4 protein-coding genes are annotated in these 21,669 nt (G+C 72.5%); 2 read left to right on the forward strand and 2 right to left on the reverse strand.

What is annotated here, in order from left to right:
* Positions 1-65: 65 nt before the first annotated feature.
* On the reverse strand, positions 66-653 hold the full coding sequence (locus JN22_RS13305) for a YcjF family protein (RefSeq protein ID WP_179166147.1): 588 nt from the start codon (positions 651-653) through the stop codon (positions 66-68).
* A 126-nt stretch (positions 654-779) separates the two neighbouring features.
* Positions 780-4,076: a serine hydrolase gene (locus JN22_RS13310; RefSeq protein WP_085554364.1), complete on the reverse strand. Its 3,297-nt coding sequence runs from the start codon at positions 4,074-4,076 to the stop codon at positions 780-782.
* Positions 4,077-4,983: 907 nt separating this feature from the next.
* On the opposite strand from JN22_RS13310, the gene JN22_RS13315 reads away from it, so the two are divergent.
* Together JN22_RS13315 and asnB are read left to right on the forward strand one after the other, a co-directional pair.
* The gene (locus JN22_RS13315) at positions 4,984-19,671 is read left to right on the forward strand and encodes a hybrid non-ribosomal peptide synthetase/type I polyketide synthase (protein WP_085554365.1); all 14,688 of its coding nucleotides are present in this window, start codon (positions 4,984-4,986) and stop codon (positions 19,669-19,671) included.
* 5 nt (positions 19,672-19,676) lie between these two features.
* Positions 19,677-21,608, forward strand: a complete 1,932-nt coding sequence (asnB, locus tag JN22_RS13320) for an asparagine synthase (glutamine-hydrolyzing) (RefSeq protein ID WP_085554366.1) — start codon at positions 19,677-19,679, stop codon at positions 21,606-21,608.
* Positions 21,609-21,669 lie beyond the last annotated feature (61 nt).

A 21,669-nucleotide genomic window follows, 5' to 3' on the forward strand; every position in this document is an offset into this window, starting at 1 on the left:
GGGCCAGTCCGGCCCGCGCCCCACGGGGCGGCGGGCGGCTCTTCCTTACCCTGCCGCGCCGCCGGTCAGACGGTGGGGGACGGCGGCGTCTTGGCCGACGGCTTGGTCACCGCGACGGGCGCCACCGGAACCTCGACCGGGGACGCCGGCACGCCGTGGTCGTCCGGGTTGCTTTTGGCCGCCTCGAACTCCCTGTGGAAATGCTCGCGCAGCTCGTCCACATCGAGGTCCAGCAGCTTGCCGCCGGCCCGGAAGTGGGCGGTGAACACCCGGCCCAGCGCCAGGGTCGCCGCGCCGGCCAGCGACGGCATCACCGCGATGCCGACCACCGTGCCGACCACCGGGATCGACTTGGCGACGGCGCCCAGCGACCCGGTGCTCAGCAGGAACGGCAGCCCGCCGCCGAGCAGGGCGGTGACGATGGACCGCAGCCGGTCGTTGGAGGCCGGCACCCCATAGAGATCCGCCAGCTCGCGGATCATCTTGTACTGGGCGCCGCTGATCGCCGCCAGATCCAGCACCGGAACGGGGATCAGGCCCAGCCCGGCGGCCAGGATGGCGTGCTTGCGGACGATCTCGTCGGCCTTGGCGCGGCGGTCGACGGGAACGACCTCCCCGGCGGGCTTGACGTCTGTGTGCAGATTTTCGGTCATGGCGTGTTCCAGCTCCTTCGTGTTGCAGTCGCTCATGGTCTTGCACAGATCGGACGGCGGGCCGGCCGCTCCGGGGAGCGGCGGCCCGCCGTCCATGGTTTCCCGCCCGAACCTGGCGCCACGGCCTCAGAAGCGGACCCGCAGGCCGGCGTTGAAGCGGTGGCTGGCCGAGCGGGAAGAGAATTCGCCGCCATAGGCGCCGAACAGGCTGACGGTTTCGCCGGCCATGGCCTCGACCCGGGCCGACACCGGGACGCTCCAGCGGTTCTCGGCGTAGCCGTCCACGCTGAGGGGGAGGTCGTAGGCGATGACCCGGCCCGATTCGGTGCGCCCCTCGAGTTCGACGTCGCGCGCCACCCCGACCCGCAGCTCGCTCAGCAAGCCGCCGCCGCCCAGGTCGCCGTCGCCGAGATCGAAGACCCGGCGCAGGCCCAGCGACGCCTCGGCGCGGAACAGCTGGGACGAGGTGCTGTCCACCGCCAGCGCCCCGACGCCCGCCCCCTTCTCGGCGTAGCCGTCGCCCTGCACCCGCGACCAGGAGGCCCCCAGCCGCGGCACCAGGGTGGCGAAACCGGCGTCGACCTCGCGGCTGACCCCCAGCCTGGCCGCCAGCCGCAGATCGCGGTAATCGCCTTCCGCCGCCATCGCCGAGCCCAGGACCATGGTCGGGCGGCGGGTGTCGTTGTCGCCGATGCCGGCCAGGAGCGAGGCGTCGACCGTCACCCCGTCCAGCTTCGCCACGCCGTAGAGGCCGGCGTAGTAGGCCCGGGAATCCAGCTCCGTGTCGTTGCCGTCGCCCGCCCTGGCCCGCGTGGTCTGGTAGGCGGCCATGGCGCCGACGCCCAGGCTGCGGGACAACTCGACGTCGGCGCCCAGCGCCAGGCCGATGCCGTGGCTGCGGATGCCGGCGGTGCCGCCGGTCTGGTCGAAGCGGCCCATGTGGTAGAAGGCGTCGCTCCACAGATTGACCCCACGGGGGCCGCGCAGTTCCACCGGCCGGCGCGGGACGAAGCCCTCGATGCCCGAGCCGGCGGCGTCCGTCAGGGTGCCGCCGGGCCGGGCCGCCACCTGCAACGGCGAGCCGCCGAACAGCGCCGCCCGGTCCTGGAGAACGCCCAGATGCTGGCCGATGCCGGCGTTGGCGGTGCGCACGCCCATGTCGAAGCTGACCGCGTTGACCGCCGCCGCCGTCACCTCCCCCGCTCCGTAATAGGCGCGCACCGCGGTGCGGTCGATGGAGTTGACGGCGGAAAACTGGTTCAGGACGGTGCCGGCGGTCAGCACCGTGTAGATTCCGTCCAGCCGCGTCGAATCGGGATGCAGCTCCAGGACGCCGCCCAGCAGATCGGCGGTGCCGGCCACCGCCAGCCGGTTGCTGACCCCGCCCGGCCGGGTGTGGATCTCCAGCACCGTGTTGTGGCCGTTGTAGGCGCCGACGGTCAGTTGGGGCGGGGTGCCGCCGCCCAGACCGCCGCCCAGGCCGCCGGCGACGATGTAGTCCGGCGCCACCCGGCCGCCGCCGCCGACGGTGCCGGTGATGAGGCCGCTTCCCTGCAACCGGGTGTTGGTGTTCGTCATGTCGATGTTGCCGGCGACCACGCCGTCCACGATCACCGTGTTGGTGGTCCCCCGGCCCAGCCGGATGTCGCCCAGCACGCTGGCCGGGGTGCCGATGGTGAGGGTGCTGCCGCTGCCGAGGATCCCGAAGGCGGAGGCACCCGCCCCATAGGCGTTGACCGTGCCGGAGGCGCTCACCGTGTTGTTGCCCCACAGGAGGACGGCGGCGGAGTCGATTCCGGTCATCTCGATGATCGAGCCGGGCTGGAGCGTCAGGGACGCGCCCGGATTCAGGTTGATGCCGGCCATGCCGCTGCCGAAGAAGGCGATGCTGGGGCGCGGCACGTTGACGAAGGCCACCTGGGGTATGGGATCGGTGATGTTGGTGATCACGGCGTTGGCGATGGTCCGCCCGGACGGCTGGACGGTCAGGGCCCCCGACACGTCCAGCGGCGCCGTGCGGACGCTGTCGCCGGTGCAGGTGGCCGGAGCGGCGGTGGCGCCTCCCCCCCAGCCGGTGCAGCTCCCCTGGGCCTGCATGGCGATCTGAAGATTGCGGTCCAGCGCCCACAGGATCGGCACGGTGTTGAAGTTGCCGCCCTGGAGGGCCTGGGCGTAGGCGCTGCCGCCGTAGAGCGGGTACCAGGGGGCGGCGTCGGTCGCGTAGCCCGTCATGTTGATGGAGAAAGCGACGTCCAGCAGGGGATCGTAGAAGATGGACGAGACGTAGCCGCCGATCTGGCCGCTGTGGCCGACCAGCTGGGTGCCGGTTCCCGTGGAGGGCATGTGGTAGATCGCCAGCCCGTACTGCACCGGGATGTAGGCGACGTTGCCGGGCACCGTGCTGGTCAGCCGCTCGATCTGGGTCTGCTGGGACAGCAGGTTCTGGTTGTTGAGCGCCAGCTGGCGAATCCAGGTCAGCTCGTCCAGGGGGGTGGACAGGATCGATCCCGCCGCCCATGGCACCTTGGGGTTGGCGTTGGTGACGTTGTAGGAGCCGGCGGGCATCCCGGGCATCACGTCGCTGGGCATGATGGTCTGGAGGTTCTGCACCGGGACGCCGGTGAAGTTCCCGTCGACCGGGAACAGGGTGCTCCCCATGCCAAGCCGCTGGATGACGCCGCTGTTCACCAGGGTCTCGATGGAGCGGCAGCCCCCGGCCGTGGCGCAGGACGCCTTCTGTGCGATCATTCCCAGCAGGGCGAAGTTGGTGTTGGAATACTTCATCTGCCCGACCGCGCCATAGGTCTGGCCGGGTGTCTGGACCACCGCCTGGATCAGCTGCTCGGGCGTGTAGTCGGCGGTGGCGTAGGGGGGACCGAGGGCGAAGCGGCTCCATTCGGCCAGCACCGACATGTTCGGGTAGCGCAGCGACGTGGCCATCAGATAGTCCGGAATGCCGCTGGTCATGTTCAGCAGGTTGCGCACCGTGATGGCGCCGCTGTTCGGAATGCCGGTGTTGGGCAGCCAGCGCTCCAGCGTGTCGTCGAGTCGGATCGCCCCCTGGTCCACCAGCTGGAGGACCGCCGTGCCGGTGAAGGTCTTGCTGTGGCTGCCGATGCGGAACTGGTCGGTCGGTTGCAGGGGCTGGGTCCGGGCGATGTCCCGGTAGCCGCCGGCCCCCAGCCAGATCTCGCCGTTGCCGTAGCTCACCCCCACGCCCACGCCCTGCAACGAGGAGCCCTGGGACACGGTCATGTCGATCACCGCCTGGAGCACCGGCCCCAGCTGCTCCCGGCTGGCGGCCCGGCCCTCGGCCGCCCCCAGCGCCAGCGGGCACAGCGCGACACCCGCCAGCAGCAGATCCCGCAGGATCCCTGTCCGGCTCCTGCCCCTTTCGCAAACCTCGTCCTTGCTGCACGCCATGACACCGCCCCCCGGCCGAAGTGATGGTGAAGGTTTTCCGATGGACGCAGCCAGCCGCTTCGGCAGCGGTCCATCGTCCAGTGAATTTTCAGGAAGAGGCCTTATTGGGAGATAATCTCCTATCCGCCTCCAGAACAGATTTCATATGTGCTTCAATAATCCGCGCCATATTGAGACCAATTACTCATTCAAATGACAAAGAATACGAATGAATGACCGATTCTTTATAAAACCAATTGCTATTATCATTGACACGCCCGCGTTATCTATGCAGATTTTGCTATATACCATGCAACAATGAAATGACAACAAGAGTCTTTCCTAAAACGGCAGATAATCGTATAAAGCCATACAGGCGCATCGATACAATAGTGTTCATGAATTGCCATGAAAATTTCGAAATCTACCATTGATTGCTTAAAATCTATTCCTGAAAGGAGGTTTATACAAAGAGAATAAAGGAAATGCAGCGCCACGCATTCTCACAATCATTGAGAAGTATAATTTATCATTAATACTCCAATGATCGTTCAGAGTGCGGAATCCACAATCTCCGAGATGGCCGATCGATGCGTTCAGCAATCGTGTTTACCGCCAAGACCGCCCATCAAGAGACAACCCTCCGTCAATCCGCGAAGGATATTTTCAGAAAATCCACGAACTCATTGCCGAATCCAATGATAATTCTCCGAATATCCCGTAAATACCGGAATCATCAATTTATCTTCATAATATTTATCTGAACATTACAAAGAGAAACTAAGATACTAACCAGCAAGAAACCCATGTATACTCAAGACGGCCACGCGCGCTGGCAAAATGATTTGCATGTCATTGTTATTTTTAACGACAACCGAGATTCCGCACGAGACCACCCCCTCGCACCGCCGCAACCCAGACGCTGACGATGATGGACTGCTCCACTCCCAACCGGATCCCCTCGACCCTGGCGGCAGCTCTCGAAGAGAGCGCCACGACCAGCCGCGGCGTCACCTATGTCCTGTCGAGCAGCGAGGAGCGGCGCCTGCCCTACGCCGGCCTGCTTGACCGCGCCCGGCGCTGGCTGGGCCGGCTCCAGGACCAGGGCGTGCGGGAGGGGGACGAACTCGTCCTGGCCACCGACGACCAGGAACTGTTCACCGCCGTGTTCTGGGCCTGCATCCTCGGCCGGATCGTCGCCGTGCCGGTCTCCACCCCGACCAACGACGAGGGGGCGGTCAAGATCCTCAACGTGCTGGATGCGCTGGACAGCCCGTGGCTGCTGTCCGACCAGCCCCTCGAATCGCGGCTGGCGGCCGGCGGACACGGCGCGGACACCTTGGCCCGCATGGCCGGGCGGATCATCGCCGCCCCGGCCGCCACGCTCGACGGGCGGCTGGCCGAGCCGGCGGCGGTGGCGGCCGACGACGTGGCGCTGATCCAGTTCTCCTCCGGATCGACCGGGACACCGAAGGGCGTGACCCTGGCGCACGCCAACCTGCTGGCCAACGTCCGCGCCATCATGGACCATCTGGGGCCGGTGGGAGCCGAGGGGCGGCTGCTGAACTGGATGCCCCTGACCCATGATTTCGGCATCATCTGGTTCCACATCATGCCGGTGGTCTTCGCCCTCGACCACGCCATGATCCCGACCAAGCTGTTCATCCGCAACCCGCTGATCTGGATGCAGAAGACCTCGGACTTCCGCGCCTCGATCCTGGGCGGCCCCAACTACTCCTACCGCCACCTGCTCAAGCATCTGGACCCGGCGGACGGCGGGGAAGGGGCCGGGGAGTTGGGCGGGGAAGGCGGCGCGGCGCGCGGCTGGGACCTGTCCTGCGTGCGGGTGGTGGTGAACGGCGCCGAGCCGATCGCCTGCGACCTGATCGCCGACTTCCAGCGCGCCATGGCCCCCTACGGGCTGGCGCCGGGGGCGATGATGCCGGCCTACGGGCTGGCCGAGGGCACCTTGTGCGTCTGCCTGACGCCGGTGGGGGCCGGCCTGCGCGCCCACGCGGTCGACCGTCGCACGGTGTCGGCGGGCATGCGGGTGCGGCCCGACGACGACCCCGGCAGCCTGGACCGGATCGTCTTCGCCGATGTCGGCGTTCCGGTGGCCACCGTGGGCCTGCGCATCGCCGACGCCCAGGGCGAGCCCTGCCCCGACGGGGTGGTCGGCACCATCCAGATCCGCGGCCCCAGCGTCATGCGCGGCTACCGCAACAACCCCGAGGCCACCGCCGCCGTCCTGTCCGGGGACGGCTGGCTCGACACCGGGGACCTGGGCTATCTGCGGGACGGCCGGCTGGTCGTCACCGGGCGGCGCAAGGACGTCGTCATCCTCAACGGCGCCAACTACTACCCCCAGGACATCGAGCGGGTGGCGGCCGAGGTGCCGGGGCTGGACCTGAACATGGTGCTGGCCTGCGCGGTGCCGCTGCCCGGCGAGGGGCGCGAGGGGCTGGCCCTGTGCATCCTGTTCCGCAAGAGCCTGGAGGCCTTCGCCCCACTGGCCGAGCAGGTGCGCGACCAGGTGGTCCGGAAGATCGGCATCGCCGTCGACCATTGCCTGGCGGTGCCCCGGATCCCGAAGACCACCAGCGGCAAGGTCCGCCGCTTCCATCTGGTGGAACGTTTCGCGGCCGGGGCCTTCGACGAGCAGATCGCCACCCTCCGGCGGCTGGCCGGCGAGCGGGGGGCGGCGCTGCGCGAGGCCCGCTCCTCCGGCGACCGCGCGGCGCTGCTGGCGGCGCTGGCGGCGCTGGCGGCCCGCCTCACCCCCTCCGGCGCCGTCGATCCCGACGCGCCGCTGATGGAGCAGGGGCTGACCTCCCTGCGGCTGGTGGAGTTCCTCAACCGCGTCAACCACGCCCTGGATCTGGCCCTGCCGGTGTCGGTGCTGTTCGACCACCCGACGCTGGCCGGGCTCACCGGTCACCTGATGGGCCTTGCGTCGGACGGTGAGCATCCGGCCGCCCGGCCGGCCGGCGAAGCGGAGCCGTCACACGTCTCGCCTTCCAGCCCGCCCTTCAGCCCGCCATGGGCCGCCGCCGCCGGCGCGGACGGGGCGATCGCCGTGGTCGGCATCGGCTGCCGCTTCCCCGGCGGGGCCGACGGTCCCGACGCTTTCTGGGAGCGGCTGGCGGCGGGATTCGACGCCACCGGCCCCTTCCCCACCGACCGCTGGCCGGCGGCGCTCAACGCCGGCGCCACCACCGACCGTGGCGCCTATCTCGACCGGCTCGACCGCTTCGACGCCCGCTTCTTCAACCTGACCCCGGTGGAGGCCGAGGCGCTCGACCCCCAGCAGCGGCTGCTGCTGACGGTGAGCTGGGAGGCCTTCGAGCATGCCGGCATCGATCCCCATGGGCTGCGCGGCGCCCCGGTGGGGGTGTTCACCGGCATCAGCGGCTCCGACTACGCCCAGGCCCAGGCGCGCGGCGCGCTCGACGGCATCGGCGCCTACGCCTTCACCGGCACGGCGCCCAGCGTCGCCTCGGGCCGGCTGTCCTTCTTCCACGGCTTCGCGGGGCCGAACCTTGCGGTGGACACCGCCTGCTCCTCGTCCCTGGCGGCGGTGCACTTGGCGGTGCGCGCGCTGCGGGCGGGGGATTGCGGGCTGGCTCTGGCGGCCGGCGTCAACCTGATCCTGGCGCCCGAACTCCAGGTCGGGCTGTCGCGGATGAACGCCCTGTCGCCCGACGGCCGCTGCAAGAGCTTCGACGCCGCCGCCGACGGCTACGCGCGCGGCGAGGGCTGCGGCGCCGTGCTGCTGAAGCGGCTGGACGACGCCCGGCGCGACGGCGACCGGGTGCTGGCGGTGATCCGCGGCAGCGCCATGAACCACGACGGCGCCTCCAACGGCCTGACCGCCCCCAGCGGGACGGCGCAGCAGGCGGTTCTGCGCGCCGCGCTCGCCGACGCCGGGCTGGAGCCGGGCGGGATCGATTATGTCGAGGCGCACGGCACCGGCACCCCGCTCGGCGACCCGGTGGAGGTGATGGCCCTGGCCGCCGTCCACGGCCAAGGCCGGCCGCTGCTGGTCGGCTCGGTCAAGAGCAACATCGCTCATCTGGAGGCGGCGGCCGGCATCGCCGCCCTGTGCAAGACGGTGCTGGCGCTGGAGCGCGGCCTCCTGCCGGCCTCGCTGCATCTGCGGACCCCCAACCCCCGAATCCCCTGGACGACGATTCCGGTGGAGGTCGTGGCCGCCGCCCGCCCCTGGCCCGACACCCCCGGCGGCCGGCCCCGGCGGGCCGGGGTCAGCGCCTTCGGCATGAGCGGCACCAACGTCCATGTGATCGTCGAGGCCGCGCCCGCACCCACGGACACGGCCATTGCCACCGGCGGCGCCCTCCCGCCGGCCCTGATCGCCCTGTCGGCCCGCACCGAGGACGATCTGGCGGCCCTGGCCCACCGCTACGGGGAGGCGCTGCGGAGCGCGGACACGGAACGCCTGCACGATCTCGCCCACACCGCCGCCCTTGGCCGGGCCGCCTTCCCACACCGCCTGTCGGTCGCCGGGCGCGAGGCCGGCACGCTGGCGGACCGGCTGGCCGCCAGCGTGCCGCGCAACCGCGAACCGGCCTCGCCCGCGCCCCGCGTCGTCTTCGCCTTTTCCGGCCAGGGTTCCCAGACTCCGGGCGCGGGACGCGAGCTGTTCGAGCGCGAGCCGGTCTTCCGCGACAGCCTGCTGCGGGCCGAGCGGACGCTGGGCGACCGGCTGGGCCGGCCGCTGACCGAGCTGATGTTCGCCGGCACCGCCGGGGATCTGGCCCGCACCGCCGTCACCCAGCCGGCGGTGGTGGCCTTCGGGCTGGCGCTGGCCGAGCTGCTGCGCTCCTGGGGCGTCGTCCCGGCGGCGGTGCTGGGCCATTCGGTCGGCGAGATCGCCGCCGCCGCCGTGGCCGGGGTCTGCGATCCCGACACCGCCCTGCTGATGGCCGCCCGGCGCGGCGCGCTGATGCAGGCCCTGCCGCCCGGCGCCATGGCCGCCGCCGCCTGCGATCCGGCCACCGCCGAGGCGGCCCTGGCGCGGGCCGGGGGCGTCGGCTGCGTCGCCGCGGTCAACGGGCCGGCCTCCGTCACCCTGTCGGGAGAAAGCGCGGCGGTGGAACGCGCCGTCGCCATCCTGCAAGGCCGGGGCGTGCGCACCAGCCGGCTGGACGTGTCCCACGCCTTCCATTCGCCCCTGATGGATCCGATCCTGGCGGCGCTGGAAGGGATGGCGCGGGAGCGGTCCCTGGGCGAGCCGCGCGTGCCGTTCCATTCCACCGTCACCGGCGGCCGGGCAGGGACCGGGCTGCTGTCCGACCCGGCCTACTGGGCGCGCCACGCCCGCGCGCCGGTGCGCTTCCACGAGGCGCTCCAGGGCGTGCCCGTCGACGCCGCCACGGTCTTCGTCGAGCTGGGCGCCCGTCCCGGACTGGCGCCGCTGGCCGCCGCCAGCCTGCCGGAGGCCACCTGGCTGGCCTGCGCCGGCGGCCCCGATCCCGCGCTGCGCCTGGACGAGACCTTGGGCCGCCTGTTCGAGCTGGGGGTGCCGGTGTCGTGGCCGGCGGTGTTCGCCACCCGCCCCGGCCGCCGGACCACCGCCCCAACCTATCCGTTCCAGGGCCGCACCCGCCTGCTTCCCACCGTCCGCAGCGGCGCCCCCGTGGCTGCCGTTCCCAACGCCCCCATACCCAACGCCCCCACCCCCAACGCCATCGTCGCAACGGCAGTCCCCATGACCCCCACCGGAACATCCTCCCGCCGCGACGGCATCGCCGCGACGATCCGCGGCATCCTCAAGGGCATCGCCGGCCTCGACCCGGCGGAGGTCGCGCCCTCGGCGAGCTGGTTCAGCCTGGGGCTGGATTCCCTGCTGATCGTCCAGCTCCAGCAGGCGCTGGGCCGGGAATACGCCGTCGAGCTGGCCCTGGCCGACGTGCTGGAGCATGGCTCCACCCTGGACGCCCTGGCGGCGCTGGTGGATTCCCGCCTGCCCCCGCCCGCCCATCCCGGCGCGGCGTTCCCTCCGCCGGCCCCACCTCCGGCAGCGGCCCCGGTGCCGGGCGTCGAAGGGGTGCTGTCCCGCCAGATCGAGGCCATGAGCGCGCTGTTCCAGCAGCAGCTCGCCGTTCTCCAGGGCGCCCCCGCGGCGGCTCCGGCGGCCGCCCCCGCCGCAACTCCGACGGCCCCGCTCCCGGCAGCGGTCGCGGCCTCGTCCCCCGCGCGCGCCGCCCCGGAAATCAAGGGTCTGTTCAAGAGACTGCCCGGCAAGCGCGACGGCTGGAACGAGGCGCAGGCGGCCCATGTCCGCCGTCTGGCCGCCGATTACAACGCCCGGACGCGCGGCTCCAAGGAGCACACCGACCGCCACCGCGACGTCTACGCCAACCCCCGCGCCGTCATCGGCTTCCGGCCGGAATGGAAGGAGCTGACCTACCCCCTCCACGTCGCCCGCGCCGAGGGCGCTTATGTCTGGGACGTCGACGGCAACCGTTACGTCGACATCACCATGGGGTTCGGCGTCACCCTGCTGGGCCACAACCCGCCCTTCGTGCGCGAGGCGGTGGCGGCGGAATTGGCGGCCGGCGCGCCGCTGGGGCCGCAGACCGCCAGGGCCGGCACGGTCGCCCGCCTGGTGGCCGAGATGACCGGGGCCGAGCGCGTCGCCTTCTTCACCACCGGCAGCGAGGCGGTGATGGTGGCGGTGCGGCTGGCCCGCGCCGTCACCGGCCGGACGAAGATCGTGCTGTTCGTCAACTCCTACCACGGCACCTTCGACGGGGTGCTGGCGGTGGGCTGGGCCGACGGCGGCCGGGTGACCAGCATGCCCGTCACCGACGGCACGCCCCAGCGGATGGTGGACGACGTCATTGTGCTGCGCTACGGCGACCCGGCGGCGCTCGACGTCATCCGCGCCCACGCCGGCGAGCTGGCCGCCGTGCTGGTCGAGCCGGTGCAGAGCCGCGACCCGGCGGTGCAGCCGAGGGAGTTCCTGCACGCCCTGCGCGCCCTGACCACGGACAAGGACATCGCCCTGATCTTCGACGAGATGATCATGGGCTTCCGCATCCATCCCGGCGGGGCGCAGCATCATTTCGGCGTCACCGCCGACCTCGCGACCTACGGCAAGATCGTCGGCGGCGGCATGCCGGTGGGCGTGGTGGCCGGCAGGAAGCGCTTCATGGACGCGGTGGACGGCGGCCTGTGGCGCTACGGCGACGACAGCGCCCCCAGCGCCCGCACCGCCTTCGTCGCCGGCACCTTCAACAACCACCCGCTCGCCATGGCGGCGGCCGAGGCCATGCTGCGCCACCTGAAGGAGACCGGTCCGGGCCTCCAGCAGGCCCTGAACGCCCGCACCGCCGCGATGGCCGCCGACCTCAACGCCTTGTTCGAGGCCGAGGAGGTGCCGGTGCGCGTCGTCCATTTCGGCTCGCTGTTCCGCTTCGACTTCGCCGCCGACACCGAGATCCTCAACTACCATCTGCTGAAGAACGGCGTCTTCGTGTGGGAGGGGCGCAACTGCTTCCTGTCCACCGCCCACAGCGACGCCGACATCGCCTTCATCGTCGAGGCCGTGCGCCGCAGCGTGGCGGAGATGCGGGACGGCGGCTGGCTGCCACCGCGCGGCGGCGGACACGCGGACGCGCCCGCCGCCGAAGCCACCGCCATGGCGGGGCCGGCCGGCGCGCCGGCTCCGGAACGGACGCCGATGCCGGTGGGGCGCGGCCAGCAGGAGATGTGGTTCCTGATCCAGTCCCGGCCGGAAGCCACCCTGGCCTACAACGAGATGGTGGCGCTGGAACTGCGCGGACCGCTGGACGTGGCCGCCCTCCGGCGGGCGCTCGACGCGCTGGCCGCCCGCCATCCGGCGCTGCGCGCGACGGCGCTCGACGGCGAGAGCTGGCGCGCCGCCCCGCCGGCCCCGGTTCCCCTGCCGGTGCATCCCGTGGCGGACGCGGCGGCGGTGACGGCGTGGCTGGCGGCCGACCTCGGCCGACCCTTCGACCTGAAGGCCGGACCGCTCCTGCGCGCCGCCCTGCTGCAACGCGGCAACGGCCACCATGCGCTGGCCCTGACCGTCCACCACATCGTCGCCGACGGCTGGTCGCTCGGGCTGATGGTGTCGGAGCTGTCGGCCCTCTACGCCGCCGAGCGCCACGGCCGGCCGGCGGCGCTGCCGCCCGCCCGGCCCTTCGACGCCTTCGTCGCCTGGAGCGACGCCCTGCCGCCGCAGCCCCCGGCCCCGGCAACCGAGCCAGCCCCGCCGGTGCTGCTGCCGCGCGAGGACGCCCACGCCCGCACCCCGTCCTTCCAGGGCGGCCGCATCCACCGCCGCGAACCGGCCGGCCCCTCGGGCCCGCTCTACGGCCGGGTCAAGGCGCTGGCGCGGGCGCAGGACGCCAGCCCGGTGATGGTGCTGCTCGCCGGCTTCGCCCTGCTGCTGGGCCGACTGGCCGACCAGCGCCGCCTCACGGTCGGCCTGCCGATGGCCGGCCACACCGAGGCCGGCATGCCCGACATGGTGGGGGCGGCCTCGGCGGTGCTGCCGCTGGCGGTGACGCTCGCCCCCGGCGAGTCCTTCGCCGCCCTGCTCCAGCGGGTCAGGACCGACCTGACCGCCGCCCAGCGCGACATCCGCCGCCTGTTCCGCCGCGAGCCGGACGGGCCGGCGCCGGCGGTCAACGTGCTGTTCAACGTCGACCGCGGCGTGCGGATGGGCTTCGACGGGCTGGAGGCGGACTGGCTGTCGCCGCCGGTGGCCCATCCCAAGATGGACCTGTTCCTCAACGTGCTGGAGCTGAACGGCGAGGCCCTGTTCGATTTCGACCATGATTCCGCCGTGGCCGGCCCCGCCACCGCCGCCCGCTGGTTCGAGTCCCTCGTCGCCCTGCTGGACAGGGCGGCCGCCGACCCGCAGGCCCCGCTCCGGTCCCTGCCCCTGTCGCCGGCCGACGAGGAGGCGGTCCAGGCGGCGGAGGCATCGGGGATTCGCACCCTCGACGGCTTCGGCGCCCCGGCGGCCATCGGCGTGGTGGCGCCGGTCGAGCGGCGCATGGGCGGCGGCTGGTCGGACAGCGGCGAGCTGGGCCGCCTTCGCCCCGACGGCACGGTGGAGGTGCTGGGCAGCGCCGGCCGGCTGCTGCGCGGCGCGCGCGGCTGGATCGACCTCGGCACCGTCGAGGCCGCCCTCGCCGAACACCCGGCGGTGACCCGCGCGGTGGTGGTGCTGGAGGAGGCCGGCCTGACCGCCTTCACCGACGGCAAGGTGCCGGCCGGGGTGCTGGCGGCCTTCCTGCGCGCCCGCATGCCCGCCGACCATGTCCCGTCCTTCTTCGCCGCCCTGCCCGCCGGACCGGCCGACGCCGACGCCCTGCGGGCCGGCGACGCGGAACGGGTGCGCGGTCGCGAGATCGTCGCCCCCCGCAGCCCGGATGAGGCGCGCGTCGCCGCCGTCTGGTCGTCGGTGCTCGGGCTGACCGAGCTGGGCGTGACCGAGAGCTTCTTCGACCTGGGCGGCCACAGTCTCAAGGCGCTGGCCATCCTGGCGCGGGTGGCGCGGGAGTTCGGCCGCTCGGTGCCGCTGCGCCGCTTCTTCGAGGCGCCGACCGTCGCCGGGCTGGCCCGCCTGCTCACCGCCGGGGCCACCGACGACGCCGCGCCCATCCCCCGCCTGCCCGAGGCGCCGGATTACGCGCCGTCCAACGCCCAGGCCCGGCTGTGGATGCTGGAGCAGATCGACCCCGGCCTGACCGCCTACAACATCGGCTTCGCCCTGGTGACCAGCACCCCCGTTGACGAGCCGGCCCTGCGCCGCGCCCTCGACCGGCTGGCGCGCCGCCACGAAAGCCTGCGCACCGCCCTGGTCGAACGGGACGGCCTGCCACGCCAGACCGTCGAGGCGGACCCGGCCCCGGTCCTGACGGTGGAGGAGGTGGGCGGCGCGGACGCGGCGCGGACCCGCGCCCGCGCCATCGTCGCCGCGCCCTTCGACCTGGGCCGGGCGCCCCTGTGGCGGGTGGCGCTGCTCGCCGGCGAGGAAGGGGCCGGCGCGTGGATCGTCGCCGTGATGCACCACGCCATCGGCGACGTCTGGTCGGTGGGAGTCTTCATCCGCGACCTGCTGGCCCTCTACGGCCAGGAGCGGGACGGCGGGCCGATCCTTCCCCTGGCCGCGCTGCCCGAACTGCCGGTGCAGTACCGCGACTGCGCCGCCTGGCAGGCGGAACGGCAGGACGCCCATCTGCCCTTCTGGCGCCAGCGCCTGGACGGCGCGCCGCCGGCCCTGGAGCTGCCGGCCGACCGTCCGCGCCCGCCGGTCAAGACCTACGACGGCGACCAGGTGACGGTCACCGTGCCGGCGGCAACCGCCGCCGCCCTGCGGGCGCTGGCCGCCGCCCGCGACGCCAGCCCCTTCACGGCCGTCACCGCCGGGCTCTACGGCCTGCTGCACCGGGTCACCGGCCACGGCGACCTGCTGATCGGCGGGGTCGGGGCCGGACGCGACCACCCGGCGCTGGAGGACGCCATCGGCTTCTTCGTCAACACGCTGCCGCTGCGCACCGCCGTCGCCCCGTCCGACCGTTTCCTCGATCTTCTGGACCGGACGCGCGCCACCATGCTGGAGGCGTTCGAGCATGGCGACACCCCCTTCGACCGCATCGTCGAGGCGGTGGGCGCCCCCCGCGACCCGGCGCGCAACCCGCTGTTCGAGATCGTCCTGGTGATGGACGACCGCGAGGGCATCGCCCACCTGCTGGAGGGCACCGGCTGGCGGGCCGAGGAGATCGACACCGCCACCGCCCAGTTCGACCTGACCCTCTACGTCACCGACCGCCCGGACGGCATCGCCGTCAAGGCGGCCTACAACACCAACCTGTTCGACCGCTCCCGCATCGAACGGCTGATGGCCGGCTTCGCCGCCCTGCTGACCGCCGCCGCCGCCGAGCCCGAACGGCCGCTGGTCGAACTGGCGGCCGCCGAGCTTGTGGTGACGGGGCCGGCGAACACGGGACCGGCCACGATGGAACCGGTGGCCGCCGAACCGTCGCCCCACCAGGAGCGGCTGTGGTTCGTCGACCGCTTCGAGCGTGGCGTCCTCTACCCGCAGGGGCCGACCTACTACAACATGCCGGTGGTCGCCCGGCTGGCCGCCGCCCCCGATCCCACCCGGCTGGAGACGGCCCTGGCCCGGCTGGCGGCCCGCCATCCGGCCCTGCGCACCGCCCTCGCCACCGAGACCGTCGCCACCGAAGGCGAGCGGCCGGTGCTGCGGGTGGCGGAGAGCGCCGCCCTGCCGCTGGCCCGCATCGCGGCCCCGGCCGGCGGCGGCTTGGACGCGGTGGAGGCGGCCAGCCGGGAGCCCTTCGACCTGTCCCGCGCGCCCCTGGTCCGCGCCACCTTGTGCGTGGAGGACGGCGGGACGGTGTTCCTCGCCCTGACCGCCCACCACGCCGTGGCCGACAAGCGCACGCTGCACCGCCTGCTCGACGAGCTGGCGGCCCTGTGCGCCGATCCCGGCACCGTCCTGCCCGCGCTCGCCGAACCGGCCGCCGCCGCCGACAGCCGCGAGGCCGACACCGCCTTCTGGCGCGCCAGCCTGGACGGGCTGACGGCCCTGGTGCTGCCCACCGACCGTCCGCGTCCGGCCATCCACACCTACACCGCCGGCCGGACGGCCCTGACCCTCGACGCCGGCGTCACCGGCGCCGTCGCCGCCCTGGCCCGGCGGCTGGGGGACGGCGGCGCCCCGTTCAGCCCCACCGACGCGCTGCGGGCGCTGTGGCTGGGGCTGCTGCACCGTCTGTCGGGACAGGCCGACGTGGTGATCGGCGAACCGTTCGAGCCGGCCGGCGACCTGACCGCCGGCCCCCACGCCAACCTGCTGACCCTGCGCGCCGACCTCGACGCCGCCCCCGGATTCGCCGACCTGCTGCGCCAGTCGGCCGGCCGGCGGCGGGCGGCCGAGGCCCACGCCGCCATGCCCTTCGACCATGTGGTTCTGGCCATCAAGCCGAAGAACGACATGAGCCGGACCGCCCTGTTCGACGTGCTGTTCCACCACGACGCCGGCGGCGCGACCGCGCTCGCGGCGGCGGGTGGGCGGATCGTCGACACCGGGCTGGGCTGGGGCAAGTATGATCTGGTGCTGAGCCTGCGCGACGCCGACGGCGGGACGCTGGACGCCACCCTGGTCTACAACCGCGACCTGTTCGACGATGCCGGCGCCCGGCGCATCCTGGAACGCTTCCGCCGGCTGGCGGTGACGGCGACGGCCGCGCCCGAAACGCCGCTGGCCGATCTCGACCTGATGGTGGAGGGGGAACGGGAGTCGCTGCTGACCCGCGCCGCCCAGGTGGCCGGCTACCCCCGCCACCTCACCATCCAGACCGCCTTCGAGGCGGCGGCGGAGCGCCACGGCGACCGCATCGCCGTCACCGACGGCGACCGGTCCCTGACCTACGCGGCCCTCAACGCCCAGGCCAACCGGCTGGCGCGCGCGCTGCGCGCCCACGGCGTCGGACCGGACCGGCTGGCGGGGGTCTATCTGGATCGCACGATCGCGCTGCCGGTCGCCTTCCTTGGCATCCTCAAGGCCGGCGGGGCCTATGTGCCGATGGACCCGGACTACCCGGCCGAGCGCGTGCGCTTCATGGTCGGGGATTCCGGCGCGGAGGTGATCGTCACCGACGCCGCCCACGCCGGGGAAGCCGCCCGCTTCGGCCGGCCGGTGCTGCTGGTGGAGCAGCCGGCGGGTCCCGAGGACAACCCCGCCCCGGCCGCCGGGCCGGAGAACCTCGCCTACGTCATCTACACCTCCGGCTCCACCGGGGTGCCCAAGGGGGTGATGGTCGAGCACCGCAACCTCGTGCAGCTGATGTTCCACGACCGCCACCCCTTCGCCTTCGGGCCGGAGGATGTGTGGACCCTGTTCCACTCCCCCTGCTTCGACTTCTCGGTGTGGGAGATGTACGGGGCGCTGCTCCATGGCGGCCGGCTGGTGGTGGTGCCCAAGCGTGTCGCCCAGGACGCCGCCGCCTTCCTGGACTGTCTGTCGCGCGAGGGGGTGACGGTGCTGAACCAGACCCCCACCGCCTTCCACGCCCTGATCGACGCCGCGCTCGCCCACCCCGATCCGGCTCTCCGCCTGCGCGAGGTGATCTTCGGCGGCGAGGCGCTCCAGCCCGCCCGGCTGGCCGACTGGCACCGCCGCCACCCGGAGACCCGGCTGGTCAACATGTACGGCATCACCGAGACCACCGTGCACGTCACGTTCAAGACCATCGGCGCCGACGAGATCGCCGCCGGCCGCAGCGTCATCGGCGCCCCGCTGCCCTCCTACGGGGTCCTGCTGGTGGATCCGGCCCTGCGGCCGCTGCCGGTGGGCGTGACCGGCGAGATTCTGGTGACGGGCCACGGGGTGGCGCGCGGCTACCTGAACCGTCCCGAACTGACCGCCGAACGCTTCATCGAGCACCCGGCCCTGCCCGGCCGGCGGCTTTACCGCTCGGGCGATTTGGGGCGGATGACGGAGGACGGCGAGCTGATTTACCTGGGCCGCCTGGATCATCAGGTGAAGATCCGCGGCTTCCGCATCGAGCTGGGCGAGATCGAGCGCCAGCTGCTGGCCCATGCCGGCATCCGCGACGCCGTGGTGCTTCCCGACGGCGACAGCCTGTCGGCCTATCTGGCGGCCGAACCGGGAACCGTTCTGTCGCGGGAGGACATCGTCCACCACCTCTCCGACAAGCTGCCCGACTACATGGTGCCCTCGCGCCTGCTGGGCGTGGAGGCGATCCCGCTGACCGCCAACGGCAAGATCGACCGCGCCGCCCTGGCGGCGGCCGGACGGCCGCTGACGGCCGGCGGCGGCGAGGGCGGGATTGCCGACGAATCGCACACCCCGGTGCAGCGGACGGTCGCCGCCATCTGGCGCGAGGTGCTGGGCGTCGGGCGCGTCGGGCTGCGCGACAATTTCTTCGAGCTGGGCGGCCACAGCCTCAAGGCCAACCAGGCGGTCGTCCGCATCCGCCGCCAGCTCGAGCGGCCGCTGACCCTGAAGGACTTCTTCAGCGCCCAGACGCTGGGCGCCCTGGCCGACCTGCTGGCCGCGCGCGGCACGGAAGAGGACGGGGACGGGGCGGACCGGCGCATCGCCCCCGCCCTGCCGCCGGCCGATCCCGCCGACGGCCATCCGCTGTCCTTCGCCCAGCGCCGCCTGTGCCTGCTCCAGTCGATGGAGCCGGACTCGGTCAGCTACAACATGGTGGGCGGCTTCCTCCTGGACGGTCCCCTGCGGCTCGACGCCCTGGCCCACGCCTTCGAGGCGCTGGTGGTCCGTCACGAGGTGCTGCGCACCCGCTTCGTCACCCGGCACGGCCAGGCCCGTCAGGTGATCGACCCGCCGCCCAACGGCTTCATCCTGGAGGCGGAGGACCGCAGCCGGGACAGCGGCGCCGGCACCGACGCGGTCATCGACGACGCCCTCAAGGCCGAGCTGCGCCATGTCTTCGACCTTGGCACCGGCCCGCTCCTGCGGGTGCGGGTGGTGGAGCTGCCCCGGGAGCCGGAGGGACGCCACAGCCACGCCCTGCTGCTGAACATGCACCATGTGGTGTCGGACGGCTGGTCGGTGACGGTGATGCTGCGCGAGCTGGAGGCGCTGTACCGCACCGCCCTGGCCGACCCCGCCCGCACCGGCGCCGCGCTGGCCGCGACCCTGCCGCCGCTGCCCCTCCAGTACAGGGATTACGCCGCCTGGCAGGCAGCCGAGGCCGCCGGGCCGGGACTGGCGGTGGCGCGGCGCTTCTGGCTCGGGCTGTTCGAGGACCGCGTGCCGGTGCTGGCCCTGCCCACCGACCGGCCGCGTCCGGAACGGGCCGGCGGCGACGGGGCCATCGTCCACGCCCGGCTCGACCGCCCGCTGACCGCCGCCCTCAACGCCCTCGCCCGCGCCCATGACACCACCCTGTTCGTCGTGCTCGCGGCGCTGGTGCGCGCGCAGCTCCATCTGGTCTCCGGCGACGGCGACATCGTGCTGGGCACCCCGGTGGCCGGGCGCACCCAGGTCGAGTTGGAGGGACTGATCGGCTTCCACCTGAACCTGCTGCCCCTGCGTCTCGGCCTGTCGCCCGGCCAGAGCTTCGCCGGCCTGCTGGCGGCCGAGCGGGCGCTGGCGCTGGACGCCTTTACCCACCAGTCCTACCCCTTCGACCGGCTGGTCGAGGAGCTGGACCCGCCGCGCCTGCCCGGCCGCCAGCCGCTGTTCGACGTGCTGGTGATCCTCCAGAACAACGAGCCCCTGCGGCTCGACCTGCCGGAGGTGACGGCCCGGCCGATCCGCGACGTCAGCGTCAGCGCCAAATACGACCTCAACTTCATGTTCGAGGACCGGCCCGAGATCGAGCTGGCCCTGGAATACGCCGCCGACCTGTTCGACCCGCAGACCGCCGAGCGGCTGGCCGGGGCGTTCGTCGCGCTGGCCAGCCGCGCCGTGGCCGATCCCGGCGCGACCCTGGCAACGCTGGGCGGCGGGGACGGCGCCGCCACGCCCCGCCCGGCCCCGCCCGCCGCCGCCCTCCCCGACGGCAGCGGCGACGACGAACTGATGGACGCGTGGTAACGCCGATGTGCGGAATTCTCGGACTCTTCACCCCCGGCAGCCCGGAACCCGTGTCCCGCCACCAGCTGGCGGCCATGGCCGAGGCGCTGGTCCATCGCGGCCCCGACGACGAGGGCTTCTTCACCGCCCCCGGCATCGGGCTGGGCTTCCGCCGGCTGGCCATCGTCGATCTGGCGGCGGGCAACCAGCCGGTCTTCAGCGCCGACGGCACCGTGGTCTCGGTGTGCAACGGCGAGATCTACAACCACGGGGAGCTTCGCGCCGAGCTTGAGCGGCGCGGCCACCGCTTCCGCACCCGCGCCGACACCGAGGTGCTGCCGGCCCTCTACCAGGAATACGGGCCGGAGTTCGCCGCCCGCATGAACGGGCAATTCGCCTTCGCCGTCTACGACCTGACCCGCCGCCGGCTGGTGCTGGGCCGCGACCATGTCGGCATCGCCCCGCTGTTCCTCGCCGACACCGCCGAGGGGCTGGTCTTCGGGTCGGAGATCAAGGCGCTGCTGCGTCACCCGGCGGTGCCGCGACGGGTGGATCTGACCGGGCTGGACCAGATCCTGACCTTCCCCGGCCCGGTCAGCCCGCGCACCCTGTTCGAAGGGGTGGAGAGCCTGGAGCCGGGCACCGTGCTGGTGGTGGAATCCAGCGGCGCGCGGCGGCGCTCGGTCTATTGGGACCTCGACTATCCCGAGGCCGGCGCCATCGACGACAGCCGTCCGGCGGATTCCTGGGTGGAGGAGTTGGACGCCGCCCTGCGGCAGGCGGTGCGCTACCGGCTCCAGGCCGACGTGCCGGTCGGCGCCTATCTCAGCGGCGGGCTGGACAGCTCGCTGATCGCCGCCATCGCCGCCGACCTGACGCCCGGCGAGCGGCGCCAGACCTTCTCCATCACCTTCCGGGACGGCCGCATCGACGAGAGCCCCCACCAGCGCCTGATGGCCCGGCGGCTGGGCAGCCTACACCACGAGACCGCCGTGGGGCCGGAGCAGATCCACGCCCATCTCGCCGACATCGTGCGCCACGCCGAGGCGCCCCTGCGGGAATCCTACAACGCCTGCTCGCTGATCCTGTCGGGGATGGTGCGCGACCGGGGCCTGAAGGTGGTGCTGACCGGCGAGGGGGCCGACGAGCTGTTCGGCGGCTATGTCGGCTACCGGCTGGACCAGCACCGGGAGGCGGACGCCGACCCGGCCGACCTCGACGCCCTGCTGGAATCCCAACTCCGCCAGCGGCTGTGGGGTGACGCGGGCTTCTTCTACGAGAAGAACTATCTGGCGGCGGCCGAGGTCAAGCGGGCCCTCTATTCCCCGGCCGTGGCGGCGCGCTTCCCCGGCTTCGACTGTCTGGACCGGCCGCCGGTGGACGTCGCCCGGCTGGCCGGGCGGCACGCCTTCCACAAGCGCTCCTACCTCGATTTCAAGCTGCGCATGGCCGACCATCTGCTGGCCGACCACGGCGACCGGGTGGCCTTCGCCAACGGGGTCGAGGCCCGCTACCCCTTCCTCGACATCGGCGTGATCGAGGTGGCCCGCCGCATCCCGCCCGCCCTGATGGTCCATGGCGGCGAGGAGAAGCACCTGCTGAAGCGGCTGGCCCGCCGCTACCTGCCGCCGGAGATCATCGATCGCAAGAAGTTCAGCTTCGTCGCCCCCAGCAGCGCCGCCCTGCTGCGCCACGGCGTCCCGCTGGTGGAGGAACTGCTGTCGGCCGAGCGCATCCGCCGCGACGGCTATTTCGACCCCGACACGGTCGAGCGTCTCAAGCGCCTCCACCGCGAGCCGGGGCGCGACCTCAACCAGACCTTCGAGGACGATCTGCTGATGGTGGTGCTGACCTTCGGCCTGTTCCTCGACGCCTTCGACCTGCCGGCCTTCGGTGGAACCGCCGCCCCGCAACCGCAACCGGCCGATGCCGGAGCGGACATGGAGGCCGACTGGTGAGGCACTCTCCCCATTTTTCCGCATTCGAGCCCCGCTTCGGCGGCCCTACGAGTCCTGACGG

Source organism: Azospirillum agricola (genome assembly GCF_020005195.1).
Taxonomy (GTDB): domain Bacteria; phylum Pseudomonadota; class Alphaproteobacteria; order Azospirillales; family Azospirillaceae; genus Azospirillum; species Azospirillum agricola.

Coding starts and splice junctions, on each gene's coding strand:
- JN22_RS13310 (WP_085554364.1), bottom strand. CDS start 4,076: ATGGCGTGCAGCAAGGACGAGGTTTGCGAAAGGGGCAGGAGCCGGACA.
- JN22_RS13315 (WP_085554365.1), top strand. CDS start 4,984: ATGATGGACTGCTCCACTCCCAACCGGATCCCCTCGACCCTGGCGGCA.
- asnB (WP_085554366.1), top strand. CDS start 19,677: ATGTGCGGAATTCTCGGACTCTTCACCCCCGGCAGCCCGGAACCCGTG.
- JN22_RS13305 (WP_179166147.1), bottom strand. CDS start 653: ATGACCGAAAATCTGCACACAGACGTCAAGCCCGCCGGGGAGGTCGTT.